We start from the raw sequence: 14,147 nt of genomic DNA, 5'->3' as shown, positions 1-14,147 counted from the left end.
GGAAGATCAGTCTTCATGGCGACTCAAAATATACTTTGGACTCCTCATTCAAAAGATACGAACCTTTCCCGTTTCCAAGGTCATCTGGAATTACGGTTTGCAAAATCATTTTCTGATTATGTTTCTTTCCATAAGTTTTCGGTGGATGAGTCCGATTTATTTTGGAAGGAATGGTTGTCCTATTCCGGTTTTAAGTTACATAAAGAACCGGAACGAACCTTAGATCGCGGAACTCATTTTTCAAAGTCCCAGTGGTTTCCTGGTGCCTTGTATAATTTTGCTGAAAATTTATTGGAAGTGGGAAGTCCGAATGATTTGGCTTTGGTTTTTTATTCAGAAGATGGAAAGATTCAAAGGTTAAAATATTCGGAACTAAAAGATGAAGTTCTAAAATTACAAAAACATTTGATTTCTCTTGGTGTGAAACAGGGTGACCGAGTTGTTGGCCTTTTGCCAAATGCGCCGATTGCTACCATTGGGATGTTGGCAACTACTTCGTTAGGTGCTATTTGGTCTAGCGCCTCACCGGACTTTGGTGTTAGGGGAATCCTTGACCGGTTCGAACAAATCCAACCGAAAGTTTTTCTTTCCGTTGAAGCTTATCTGTTCAAAGGCAAAAAAATTTCGATTACAGATAAATTAGAAGAAGTTTCCCTCCAGTTAGCAAAAGCTGGTGGTTCCGAATTCAAACAAACCATCATCTATGATTTTGTAGAACCCTTAAAGGATTTTGGTAAAATCCATTCTCCATTTCGATACAGTGATATCAATCCGCCAAACTCGTCTGACAAAATCATTTATACTTCTATTAGTTTCTCCGATCCAGTTTATATTATGTTTTCTTCCGGAACAACGGGCCTTCCAAAATGTATTGTCCAGGGTGGGGGAGTTTTACTCAATCATACCAAAGAACTTTCGTTACATTGTAATTTATCCAAACAAGATCGATTTTTTTATTATACAACTTGCGGTTGGATGATGTGGAACTGGTCCCAGTCGGCTTTGGCTTTAGGGGCCACCTTATACCAATTTGATGGAAATCCATTCCATCCTTCCTGGGAAACTTTATGGTCGATGGCTGAAAAAGAATCCATCCAAGTTTTTGGTACCAGTGCCAAATATCTTTCTGTATTGGAAGAAGAAAAGGTTCAGGTCAAATCTAAGTATCCGTTACCAGCATTAAAGGTAATCCTTTCTACAGGTTCTCCTCTTCCTAATTCTGGGTTTCGTTATGTTTATGAAAATATAAAAAAAGATGTGCAACTCTCGTCTATTTCTGGAGGAACCGACTTAAACGGATGTTTTGCTTTAGGAAATCCCACCTTACCCGTGTTCGAAGGCCAAATCCAATGTAAGGGACTAGGAATGGATGTACAAGTTTTTGATGATATGGGTAAGTCTGTCGAAAACGAAAAAGGGGAACTCGTTTGTCCTACACCATTCCCTTCGATGCCTCTTTCTTTTTGGAACGATGAGTCGGGAGCTAAATACAAATCGGCCTATTTTGAAACCTATGATAATATTTGGTGTCATGGTGATTTTGCTTCCATCACAAAGGAGTTGGGTTTGGTGATTTATGGACGCTCTGATGCCACACTAAATCCCGGCGGTGTGCGGATTGGAACTGCTGACATCTATTCTGTAGTTTCTACCATTTCCGAAGTGAAGGACAGTGTGATCATTGGCCAAGAGTATAAGGATGATGTTCGTGTGGTTTTGTTTGTGGTCACTGCTCCGGGAATTTCTCTGGATGAAACTCTAATCAAAAAAATTAAAGAAAAAATCAAATTGGAAACTTCTCCAAGGCATGTCCCTGCCCTTGTCCTTTCCGTTCCCGAGATTCCTTATACAGTCAATGGCAAAAAAGTCGAAATTGCCGTGAAACAAACAGTAGCTGGTTTGGAAGTAAAAAATAAAAATGCATTAGCAAACCCAAATTCACTCGAACATTTTAAAAATCGAAAGGAACTCAGTGTATGAATTTAATTCGGATTCTTTTGGGATATCTAACAATTTCTTTGTTAGTTTCTATGAATCTAAGTGCAAATTCTGTTCCTTGGAGATCCTGTTTTCGTACAAACTGTATCTTGTTTGATTTACCTTCCGAGTGGTATCTTACCGAACGTAGATCCAATGGGTTCACCACCAAGTTCGATCATTTTAAAACACAAGCACTCAAAGAGGAATCGGGAAGAGAAATCATCCCCGCCCTCGTGATTCTTTTTAAAGAATCGGAAAACAAACTTCCCTTGCATCCTATTCTTTTCCATGCAGAATCTAGAAGATTTAGTTTGATCACTAGTATCCGTAAATCTTTTTCCATAAAAAAAATTCCGAATACCGAAAACGGTTATAAGTTTTTAGGAATGTTGGGAAGTTTTAAAGATAAAGAAGATACAATCGTACAACACTATATCACTGCCACTGAGGAAGAGTTCGGGTTCACAATTTTAATCACTTGTTACGAATCTGTTTATCCTCAAATAGAAAAAGATATTCAGGTATTTTTAGATAGTTTGTCTTTTGAAAAAAGACCTAACCCTTGGAAGATTCAAAATCCAGAGAACCAAATTTCCAAAGCTAAGGAATTGGAATCCAGTGCTCTTAGTCGGTTAAAAACAAAAAAATCAGAAGAGATCACGATTGCTTTGGAAGAACTGAGCGACTCATGTGAGTTAGGTTCTGTGACTGCTTGTGAAATGTTTACTACGTTAATGAATTTAGGAAGATAAAAACAAAATTATTTTTGCATCTTTTGGATGTATTCTGCTACGGAATCAATTTCCGTTTTTCGCATATGAGAATAAGCTTTCATATACGTTCCTGGAATTCCATTTTTAATGGTTTTGGCTATGGCTTCTTTGGTAGATCCATAAATATAAGTCGACTTATCTTGGAAGTTAGGAATTCGTGAATTGGATAATAAACTAGATCTGGTTCCTCGCCCATTGCCGGTCATTCCATGACAAGAAGCACATCCATTTTGTACATACATGGCTTCTGGAAAAGGGACGGTCACTGCTGGTGGGGGAGGTGGTTCTTTTATGGGAGATTCATTGTCTGGGGAACAATCAATCAAGAGGGGAAATAGAATCAGCAAAAGAAACCAATAGAATATTCGAGAAGAATTTTTATGGGATGATGGAACCAAAATCATAGTTTGATTTCCAAAAGAAGGATCATCCATTGGATCAGTCGCAAAGGATTCCTGATCCAGTTAAACTTATATTATACTTTTGGGACAAATAACAATATACGATGGTTCTCCCTGAACTTGTCAGACTCGTTTTGTAATAGAGTATTTCACTGATATGTCCTGAGAAGAAACTAGAAGTGCTTTCATTGGTTCCTAAATAGATATTGTTCTGTGTAAATGTTTGCGCTGTATTCATTGTGATCCCAACGGGAGCACCGTTGGAAAACATTCCAAATAAAGAACCTGAGACATGTTCTGCGGCGAATAAATAAGGAACAAGTGTCCCTGCAAACACTGGATTGCTATAGCCAATGTCAGTTCCCGTAAGTTTAGTCATATGCACTCGGTTACTTTGGATATTGTAAGAAACCCCACCTGCTGCTGATTCCAATAATGGAGCATCGGCAGTGTTTGTCCGACTAAAGGCTAAAAAGAAAGTGGAGTTTGCGAAAGGGATGTCTAGGACGGAACCTCGAAATAGATATTCCGAATTAGATGAGTTGAAGGAAACCGATGGTTTGCCATTAAATCCTGTACTACTATAAGTTGGAGCAGCGCTTCCATTAAAAAAGGAAGCGGCATTACCACTGCGGTCATGCCAAGTTGTTACCGCTGCTCCATTGCTTTGGTTTGATAAACTATCGGCACTTAGATGGAGTCGAAAACTGCTAAGACCTAAAGTCGGAGACCAGGAAGCCACTTGTCTTGGATCATAACCAGAAAGGGATTGGATTTCATCCGTACTCAAAGCTCGGTTGTAAATTAATACATCATCCAAAAACCCAGAAAAACTAGTGGTTAGGTCAGTTCTTGTTCCAATGGTAAAGGCAGTCGGATTGGTATTCCAAGTATTTTTGACTTCTGTGTGCAACAGGACCCCATTATGGTATAACATAGCCAAATCACCATTAGCTGGTCCATGGAAAACTCCACAAAGTTGGTGCCATACATTTTGGTGGTTGTAGTAGAGTCCTTCGACATCATTTCCAAATCCTGAAAATAAATATCTGCTACCAGTGTTTGCGGTTCCGAGAGAAATCAAACTGTCTGTACTCGCCTGCCCATAACTCACCATAGTCCCAGGATCAGTGAGACTGGATTTATAATGTACACAAACGGTTCGTGGTTTGTTTGTTTTTGGTAATTGGGTATTGGTAGTATAAACAGAAAGGTAATTCGTTCCATTTGTACTAATTGCGGATGAGGTATTCCCAAATCGATCAAAGGAAAGGCCAACACCCATATTCAGCAATTGGTTCCCCATTCCACTCACATCTTCTATGCTTTTATTAAAGTCAAAACGAGCCACAAGACCCACTGGAATTTGAGCAGACATTAGCCTTACTTCTTTCCCGGTCAACGCTTTGGAATAAACACGAAGGTCAGTCATTTTACCAGCAAAGGTTTGCGTGGGGAAGGTCATCATTCTTCCTACATAAATTCCTGTGCTTGGAGTTGTATTCACTGCGGAACCAATACCAAATGAGGTTGCAATATCAACACCATTCAAGTAGATATAGCCGTCGTTTCCATCAAAAATTCCACAAAGATGTGACCATCGGTTGAGAGGAACCGTGTGAGTCGTATAGACTTCACCACCGCCGAGTCCACCATATCGAAGTAAGTTGTTTCCGCCGGCATCCGTATACATGGAGAGAATGAATTCCGTTCCCCCTCCTGCAGTTCCGTAAGAAAAGATGGCTGAGTTCTGGCCATTCACTGGATATCTTTCTGGATGAACCCAAACGCAAACACTACGCGGGTGTTGGCCTAATGGTAATCCGAGTTCTGGACCATTCGCATAACCATTGTCACTGGCAAGTAGTCGCACACTGGAGCCTGGACTTCGGTCTCGACCAGGTGCGAATCCAGAAAACATTCCATATAAGCCAAGGGTTCCTCCGACCGATCCCGTAGGATCTAAATTGCCGTTCATTTCGTACTGCATGAGAAGTTCGATTGGACGAGAAGAATAAGAATTTCCGACAAGGCTGGAATCGGCATTACGAGCTAGGTCATTGACCTCTGCTTCATTGAGAACGCGCGAATAATACCGAACATCCGCAATCCTTCCTGGAAAGAAAAAGGAAGCACCAGAACCCACGCCAATCGTAAAATCTCCACTGATTGCATTGGTTATACGTTGTTTTTCAAAAACTAAGTTACCATTTACATAAACTCGATAAACATTACTTCCACTCACCGTCATGGAAACATGGGTCCATAAATTCGGAACAATGGTTATGTTAGTGGAGTCATTTGGATAACCACCTCTGGAGACAACCAAATGGTTATCAGAATCGATGAAAAGTCCATGGCCCGTAGAACCAAGGACTCCATTGTAAATGATCACCTTGCCAATGCCAGCGTTTGTTCCGTCCCAGCGGAACCAAGCAGACATTGTGATCGTATTTGTAGAGGTAGTAGGGGAAGGTGCTGTCCCTGCATTTCCGATGGAAGTACTGGCGGCACCGGAGGTTTCTCCAAATCGACCCAATCCAAAACCTGGACTTCCTATTGCTGTGATGGTTTGGGTATTCACGAGATTGGCGACCGAGCCATTGAGTGGGTAGTATGCTAATAGTCCTGAGGAGTTGACGGTTCGTAGTGTATGGTTGGTACCGAATACAAGTATATTTCCAAGGTTAGCAATGTACATAGGCGAATCGGTAGATGCATTCACACCTTCTCCATCTACAAGTCCCGTTCCACCAGAACCGGCGATGGTGAGGACTTCACCCGTTATCATATGAACTCGTCTGATCCGATGATTTCCATAATCAGCTACGTATAAAAAAATTCCATCATGAGTGAGTCCGTGTGGCATCACAAAACTGGCATTAGTTCCTGTTCCTTCAACAAATCCAATACTGGTACTCCCAGCAAGGATAGTGGTGGCCCCAGTCACTTTATGAGTTTTTGTAATGTTATGAGTTCCTAAATTGGTAGTATAAATATAATCACCAGAAACCGTGATCCCCTCTGGTTGGTTGATATCACCACCGCTTGTGAGTGTTGATACTTCTCTTGTTCGAAGTTTTATGATTCGGATGGCTGAATTATTTCTGTCTGCAACGTATAGTTTGTCATCATCGAAAACAATTCCTGTCGGAGAGGCAAACCTTGCTTGCGTAGGATCGACAGAATCTACATTGGCATTGGTCGGGGAAATTGTAGAATCGTCTCCTGCCAGTGTTTCCGCGAAACCGGAACTAATCAGAACTCTTTTGATTCTATTTCCCGTATATTCTGTAACATAGAGATAGGTTCCGTCGGTAGTGATTGCTCTTGGAAAATTAAAGGCACTGACGGCACCTGATCCTGCTGTGTTCCCAATGATTCCATTGCCTACAAGGGATGTAACGGCATTACTTCCTGGATTAAAAACTCTGATTTTATGATTACCGGAATCGACGATAAACCCTTTGGTTCCGTCAAAGGTGATCCCACCAATATTTGTGAAGGTGGCCGCAGCTCCAATCCCATCACTGCCACCACTTGTGGCTTGCCCGGCCGTTGTACTCACGAGGCCACGATAGTAATGCATTTGGATGGGAGCTGGTTTTTTACTAGAGATGGCATTTCCATACCGGTATCCTTGGATACAATTCACTGTCACATTGGTAATGTTAGCTCCGAGTACGATTCCCGAATAATTGGATTGGATGGCACAGACATAACCTGGTGGTTCCGCAGTAATGCTGATATCATAATTGGTTCCACTGGAAATCGGTGTGACAAAGGAGATGGGTGTGGAAGTCGACCCACCAGGAAGATTGACGGTATCGACTCCATTGGTGACAGTGAGTCCTAAAGGTAAGGGCACAGTACTTGTAATGTTTCCACTCATGGCATACTGATTGACCGTACATGCTATGGTTATACTTGTAATGGCCGCAGAACCCACAGTACCTGATCCATTGGTAACATTACAAGTTTGCCAAGGGTTTTGCGGTGAAGAAAGAACCGTCACTGAATAATTGGAACCTGTGGGAATGGCTGTGTTGAAGGTGAAGGTTCCATTTCCTGCAATGGTCAAATCATCTCCTAAATTATTTTGTAAAACAAAAGTGTTGAGTCCGAAAGGTATTGTGAGCGTGCTGATCGTTCCGCCGACAGTGTACACATTGGGTTGGTAGTTCAAACTTAAGATGTCGCTACCCACATAGTTGGATTTACACATACGAACTTTTACATTTTGAGAAGAACCAGGTGTGGGGAATACATAATTGCCTAATGTCCCCGTAGAACATGTATTTGTTGTTCCGCCGCAAACAGGATCTGTGGGAGTTCCGGCAGCACCTTCCGAACAAACCCAAGTGGTTCCCGTGGTTGTGGTTGAAAAACTAACGGACTGGCCTGAGTTGAGTAAGGACCCGGTCGCCAAACTAGGAGTTGGCGTAGCCACTTTGAGAGTATAAATGGAGTTTGCAACTGCCGATTCCACCCAACCGGTTTTACAATGAATGGCTTTGATGACGGCTTGGTTTGTATCGGTGATGGAAACTGTGGTTGTTGTCGCAGTTCCTGTGGAACAAGTCGGATCTGCTTGTCCTCCGTTTCCTAATGTATAACGATACTCTGATCCCGGAATGAGGGTGGATAGGGTGACTGTTCCATCATCATTAAAAATAGATCCAGTTACAGGGGAAAAGGTTGGTGTTGGCAAACTACAATTTACCACCGCAGTTCCGACATCAGAATTGGTTCCCGAATGGGTTCCTCCCGCTGTCATCGTACAGACTTGATTAGGTGCTTGTGCAGATACTACAATTTGATAATCCGAACCGCCAGGGATTGTAGAAGGAAAAGAAAAGTTCGTCACACCGGCATTGACTGTGACCGATTGGGTAGTAAATGCTGTCCCTCCCGTATTCACTAAATCTAATGTCACAGAACCGCTGAGGATACTGGTTGTGGTTCCGCCGGGACTGGAGACTGTGCCACTGATTAAAAATGCATTGCTACAATTGACGGGAATGTTATAGACCCCGTTCGCAACAGTGATTGTAGCAGAAGCCAAAGAACAAACCCCTGTCGTAATGATGCCACCTGGGTTGTCAATGGCGATAGAAAATGTCCCACCACTCAAATAGGTTCCCGGAAAGGCAAAAGTTCCAGCTGTGGTAACATTGATCGTATTTGAACCATCTAACGTAAGTTTGAGTTCATTGCCAGTAGTGAGTGTTCCTAAAATCCCAGTCACTTGTGCATTTACTACATAAGAGTTGGTTGTACAATTAATGGCGGCAGGTAAATGCGCTGCTGCCATGGTTCCTGCTGTCACTCCAGGAGATGTGATGGAACAAGTTTGGCTTGGACTTGTGGGTTGGCTTATGATGTTAAAATTATAAGTCTCTCCTGCCGGAATGGGGGGAAGGGAAAAATTTGTGGAATTGACATTGATCACATCGGTGCCGGCACCAGTTACATTTTGTACTTGGAGGCCATTTCCAAGAAGTCCCGTTACTGTTCCATAAATGAGATAAAGGGCATCCCCACAAACAATTTGAATCCCTTCGATATTGCCGTTAAGCACTGTTCCTGACCCAGACGAAACAATACATTTTTGGATGGGGGATGCGGGTTGTGTTTTGACTGTTACATTGTAAGGAGAACCGGATTGGATTTTTTTAGAAAAAGTATAAGTTTGGTTTGTCGATACATCCACAACATCCCCATCGTTTTCGATTTGGAGACCGGATCCCATAAGTCCCGAAACACGAAAGGAAATAGAATACGTAAGAGTGTTGGATTGTAAAAAACGAAAGGTGGAATAGGTTTCCAAAAAAGACCGATTGATGCTTGGAAATTGACAAGCAAAGAGCGGCAGTAGAACAAAATAGATACAGATTCTTTGGAGATAACTCATATTTTTCGATGAATAGACAGAGCAGGGAACCTTTATCTGGCGACTGTTTCTATTATCGAAAAGTAAAATACACTAATCTACAAAGTCGAGAAAATTTCTTTCCTAAGGCAAGGGAATGTACCTTTAGAGTTAGGGGAATCAATGACAACTGCCTCTCATTTGAGAAACAGTTGCAAAAATGGACTTCAAAAAACGAACTCTTGTTTGGTTAAATAAGTCCTTTGGATGCCAAAAATTCAGGATTAAAAATCTTAGATTGGTATTTTGCCCCATTATCACATAACACAGTGACTATGGTATGTCCCGGACCTAAATCTTTGGCAATTTGGTAAGCGGCAGCCAAGTTGATCCCCACACTCCCTCCCATAAACAATCCATCTTGTTTTAAAACCAAATTCAGTATGCGAAGTGCTTCTTTGTCATGAATACGAATGGCGTCATCTGCCGGCATTCCTTCCATGTTTTTTGTGATTCGACCTTGCCCAATCCCTTCCGTAATGGAAGAACCTTCGATCGTGATATTTCCTGTTTTGACAAAGGAATAAATTCCCGATCCATAAGGATCGGCTACAATACATTTGATCTTTGGGTTTTTCGATTTGAAGTAAAGGCCTGTTCCCGCATAGGTTCCGCCCGTTCCGAGAGATGCCGTCCAAACATCGATTTTGCCTTGGGTTTGTTCCCAAATCTCCGGCCCTGTGGTTTCAAAATGAGCATTTCTGTTGGCTAAGTTATCAAACTGGTTGGCCCAAACCGAGTTTGGTGTTTCTAATGCAATTCGTTCTGAAACTCGTACATAATTTCCTGGATCCGCATAAGGAACTGCAGGGACCAGTGTTACATCGGCACCTAACGTGCGTAGCATTTCAATTTTTTCTTTAGATTGCGTCTCTGGAATGACGATGACGGACTTATAACCTTTGGCATTACAAATATGGGTGAGACCAATGCCCGTGTTTCCTGCTGTTCCTTCCACAACAGTTCCTCCTTTTTTTAGGAGGCCTTTTTTTTCTGCGTCTTCGATGATGTATAAGGCAGCTCTGTCTTTTACCGATCCACCAGGATTTAAAAACTCCGCTTTGCCTAAAATTTCACATCCTGTTTCATCACTTAAGGAATTGATGCGTATGAGAGGGGTATTTCCTACAGTATCAATAAATCCGTTTCGTATATCTGTTTTCATGAGAATCGACTTGACTCCTTTTGTTTAGACTATCATATCCAAGTCTATGTTACAAACCATTCGCCTATGGTTCGCTCCTGCTCCATCCATACCGCAAAAATCGGAATCAGAAATTCAATCTCTGTATCCGAAATTTCGTTTCCGAGTATTAGAATCAACTTTCCTCGGTTATACGACCTACTATTTAACACGAAACAACTTCTCTCCCGTTTCCAAAGAAATTGGAGAAGCGTTGTCCTATTCAAAAGCAGATATAGGCGACATCCTTGCCGTCACAGCTATCACTTATGGAATTGGAAAATTTCTGATGGGAGCACTTTCCGATCGTTCCAATCCCCGAAAGTTTATGGCAGTGGGTTTGTTTCTTACCGCCATTTTGAATTTTTCTTTTGGATTTGCGAATCATTATTGGATTCATCTATTTTTATGGGGAGCCAATGGTCTTGTGCAAGGAATGGGTTGGCCACCATGCGGACGCTCTCTTGGACATTGGTATTCCGTACGAGAACGGGGTACTACGTTTGCATTTTGGAATATTGCACATAATATTGGAGGCGGACTTGTGGGAGTGGTCGCTTCTCATTCCGCATCGCAGTTGGGATGGCAGTATGCTTTTTTTGTACCGGGAGTCATTGCTCTTTTAGGTAGCGCGTATTTGTACATTCGACTTGTGGACACACCTCAATCAGAAGGACTACCTCCTGTTGAAGTTTATAGAAAAGATTATCCCCCAGAAGAAAAAGAAGACCACGAAGCTGAACTTACCACCAAACAATTGATTGTTGAACAAGTGCTGCGAAACAAATACATTTGGCTCTTTGCCATTATCAACTTTTTTGTTTATATCATACGTTATAGTTTGATTGATTGGGGCCCCACATATTTAAAAGAAACCAAAGGAGCCGATCTTGTGGGTGGTGGATACTCTACTTTGATTTTGGAATTTGGAGGGATTGGTTCCACAATTCTTATGGGATGGGTTTCTGACAAATTTGATGGGCGACGAGGAATGGTGAGTTTACTTTGTATCATTCCCATTTTCTTTGCTTTTTTAGGAATTTTGCTGAACCCTCCTGGATCTTTATGGATTGATTATCTTTTGTTTGGACTCATTGGACTTTTTATCTATCCACCTGTTATGTTGTTAGGTGTTGCGGGTATGGATTTCACATCCAAAAAAGCAGTGGGAACGGCCGCCGGTTTTATTGGACTTTTTGGATCTTTGGGAAGGACTGTTCAAGGCAAAGGTCTTGCCGTACTTGCCACAGAATACTCTTGGGACGTGGCTTTGTCCGCCATTCTCGTATCGACTTTGATTGCTATAGTTCTTCTTATTTTCAGTTGGAATTTGAAACCGCGTGGGTAAATAAATTGACTAAATTAAAAATTTAGATCACATTCTTTACTTATGACACTCGGCAAAAAAATTTCCATAGGAATTATAGGCATCATCGCCGTCCCACTCATCGTGGCCCTCTTTCTACCTACCCATTATCAGGTAGAACGTTCCATCGATATTGCCAAACCAGCTTCGGATGTATTTGCGTACATTCGAATGTTGAAGAACCAAGACCAGTATAGCGTCTGGGCAAAAAAAGATACCAACATGAAAAGAATATTCACAGGCCAAGACGGGTCTGTTGGTTTCATTTCTCGCTGGGAAAGTTTGGACAGTGAAGTGGGAACTGGCGAACAAGAAATCAAAATGGTGAATGCGGATACTTTGGAGATGGAAACCGAACTTCGTTTCTTGGAACCCATGGAGGCCACCGAACGTAGTTATATGAAGGTTTCTTCTTTGGACCAAAAAAAATCCAAAGTCATCTGGGGATTTGATGGTTCTGTACCTTACCCCTCCAATTTAATTTGCCTTTTTATGGATTTTCAAGAATTGATAGGAAAAGACTTTGAAGAGGGACTATCCAACCTCAAAGTTGTCTTAGAAAAATAAGGAAATTCATTTCGATTGAACAAACAAAATATCTATTGGCAACTCTACCAAGACGATCCCATTCTAAAACCCGGATTCCCGTCGCCCGTTTTGGCGGATCCGAGTTTTTTATTTCCTGAAAACGCTCCCGACGGTCTTTGGCATCTCTTTGCACACAATGTGTTTGGTGTAAAAGAATTTCTTTCTGAAGACGGAATCCATTGGAAAAAAAGAAAAACTGTCATTTGGAATGCCATGCGCCCCTTTATCTTTCAAGAAGAGGGAACGTATTATCTCTATTACGAAAAGTATCAATTTTTACAGATCCTAATGCCTTGGTTTCCTTACAGAAAATGGAAATCACGAATTGAAGTGCGAACCAGTAAAGACTTGAAATCTTGGTCGACTCCAAAAACCGTCATTGAACCCAAATTCCCTTTTCATAAAGATCCAAAGTATGGTGATTCTGTCAGTAATCCCTGTTTGGTGAGGTTTGGAAAAAAGTACAGAATGTACTTTTCTTCTTCCCTTGTTTATATTCCCGATTGTGGATTTTGTGAACCTAAACATATCACTGTTGCAGAATCAACTTCTCCGCTCGGACCTTTCTCTTATTTTTCTGATCCGATTCTTTCACCGAGTGAGATGGATCCTTTTTGTAACTTGGGTGCCGGTTCTTTAAAAGTGATTGAATGGAACGGACGTTATCTGGGATTTCAAAACGGTATTTTTTGGAATCCGGTAAGAAAGGAATCCTGTTCTGCTATTTTGTTTTTACAAAGTGAAGATGGACTTCATTTTGAACGGATCAACCAAACACCCATTCTTGGCCCCACAGGAAAAGGATGGAAGGCAAGCCATGTTTATGCTTGTGATGTAAAGTATTCGGAAGCAGAAAAAATCTTCATCCTTTACTTCAATGCTCGTGACAAAGCCCATTGGTCGCGAGGAAAAGAAGCCATCGGACTTTTTGTAGGGAAGGTAGAAGAATCAACTGGTCCTGTACGAAAAATAAACAAACCGGCAAAGAAACAAAAGCCTAGTCCGAAAAAGAAAATATCCAAACCAAATCCAAAAAAAAGTAAGTCTAAACGGAAATGACAAGTTCTCTCAAAGGCCATTCCAAAGATTTAGGAGACAATTTTATCATCCGCCGCGTTCTTCCTGCTATGGAAAAACGTTCGGTGGGTCCCTTTGTTTTTTTTGACCATTTTGGTCCAGTCCCCGTGGTCACGGGACAAGAACTTGTGGTTCGAGCCCATCCGCACATTGGCCTTGCTACCATCACTTTTTTGTATGATGGTGTGATTACTCACCGTGATAGTTTGAAAGTAGAAATGGACATCAGGCCACACGAAACCAATTGGATGGTTGCCGGTTCTGGAATCGTACACAGTGAACGATCTAAATTTGATCCCAAATACGAAGTTTTAGAAGGCATTCAAACCTGGATTGCTCTACCAAAAGAAAAAGAAGAAATAGATCCTAGTTTTGAACATTTTTCTGAATTGGAGATCCCAGTTCTTAAAAAAGATGGATTGGTCTTTCGGTTGTTAGGTGGTAGTTTCTTGGGATTACAATCACCGGCGACTGTACATTCTCCCTTGTTTTATGCAGACATTGAAGTGAGTCCCTCGGTTGAAACCGTGGATTGGATTCTTTCTGACAAGGAAGAGGCTGGGCTTTATGTATCTCGTGGTTCTATCGAAGCCAATGGCGAATCCTATGCGATTGGGTCCATGGTTCTTTTTGAAAAAGGAAGTTCTGTAAAATTTAAAGCCAAACAAAACAGTCGTTTGATGTTACTTGGTGGAGAACCACTTACGGAAAAAAGACATATCTTTTGGAATTTTGTTTCTACAAGTCAGGATGCGATTGAGAGAGCAAAAGAAAGATGGGTAAAAGATGAATTTCCAAAAGTTCCCGGGGAAACAGACAGAATTCCTTTACCCAATTAAAAGTTAAG

9 protein-coding genes are annotated in these 14,147 nt (G+C 41.5%); 6 read left to right on the top strand and 3 right to left on the bottom strand.

The window, feature by feature from the left end; translation table 11 throughout:
* The first annotated feature begins 15 nt into the window (after positions 1–15).
* Together JWG41_RS18885 and JWG41_RS18880 are read left to right on the top strand one after the other, a co-directional pair.
* The gene (locus JWG41_RS18885) at positions 16–1,980 is read left to right on the top strand and encodes an acetoacetate--CoA ligase (protein WP_205271356.1); all 1,965 of its coding nucleotides are present in this window, start codon (positions 16–18) and stop codon (positions 1,978–1,980) included.
* Entirely contained in the window at positions 1,977–2,732 is a 756-nt protein-coding gene (locus tag JWG41_RS18880) for a hypothetical protein (protein WP_205271355.1), read from the top strand. The genes JWG41_RS18885 and JWG41_RS18880 overlap by 4 nt, the downstream gene beginning before the upstream one ends.
* 8 nt (positions 2,733–2,740) lie before the next feature.
* Here JWG41_RS18880 and JWG41_RS18875 read toward each other — a convergent pair whose 3' ends face one another.
* The 3 genes from JWG41_RS18875 to JWG41_RS18865 all read right to left on the bottom strand — a co-directional run bounded on the left by JWG41_RS18875 (position 2,741) and on the right by JWG41_RS18865 (position 10,251).
* The gene (locus tag JWG41_RS18875) at positions 2,741–3,187 is read right to left on the bottom strand and encodes a c-type cytochrome (RefSeq protein WP_232374117.1); all 447 of its coding nucleotides are present in this window, start codon (positions 3,185–3,187) and stop codon (positions 2,741–2,743) included.
* Positions 3,188–3,191: 4 nt separating this feature from the next.
* Complete coding sequence (locus tag JWG41_RS18870) at positions 3,192–9,068, bottom strand: LamG-like jellyroll fold domain-containing protein (protein ID WP_205271354.1); 5,877 nt, start codon at positions 9,066–9,068, stop codon at positions 3,192–3,194.
* Between the two features lie 208 nt (positions 9,069–9,276).
* Complete coding sequence (locus JWG41_RS18865; RefSeq protein ID WP_205271353.1) at positions 9,277–10,251, bottom strand: cysteine synthase A; 975 nt, start codon at positions 10,249–10,251, stop codon at positions 9,277–9,279.
* A 46-nt stretch (positions 10,252–10,297) separates the two neighbouring features.
* Between JWG41_RS18865 and JWG41_RS18860 the strand changes: the two genes are divergently transcribed.
* From JWG41_RS18860 to JWG41_RS18845, 4 genes are read left to right on the top strand one after another with little or no spacing between them, the layout of a single operon-like run.
* Positions 10,298–11,617: an MFS transporter gene (locus JWG41_RS18860; protein WP_205271352.1), complete on the top strand. Its 1,320-nt coding sequence runs from the start codon at positions 10,298–10,300 to the stop codon at positions 11,615–11,617.
* Positions 11,618–11,659: 42 nt separating this feature from the next.
* On the top strand, positions 11,660–12,202 hold the full coding sequence (locus tag JWG41_RS18855; protein WP_205271351.1) for an SRPBCC family protein: 543 nt from the start codon (positions 11,660–11,662) through the stop codon (positions 12,200–12,202).
* 15 nt (positions 12,203–12,217) lie between these two features.
* Positions 12,218–13,282, top strand: a complete 1,065-nt coding sequence (locus tag JWG41_RS18850; protein ID WP_205271350.1) for a glycoside hydrolase family protein — start codon at positions 12,218–12,220, stop codon at positions 13,280–13,282.
* Positions 13,279–14,139: a pirin family protein gene (locus JWG41_RS18845; protein ID WP_205271349.1), complete on the top strand. Its 861-nt coding sequence runs from the start codon at positions 13,279–13,281 to the stop codon at positions 14,137–14,139. Before JWG41_RS18850 ends, JWG41_RS18845 begins: the two co-directional genes overlap by 4 nt.
* Positions 14,140–14,147: the final 8 nt, after the last annotated feature.

Origin of the sequence: Leptospira chreensis (assembly GCF_016919165.1) — a bacterium.
Taxonomy (GTDB): domain Bacteria; phylum Spirochaetota; class Leptospiria; order Leptospirales; family Leptospiraceae; genus Leptospira_A; species Leptospira_A chreensis.
This window is presented reverse-complemented; position numbering and strand designations above follow the sequence as displayed.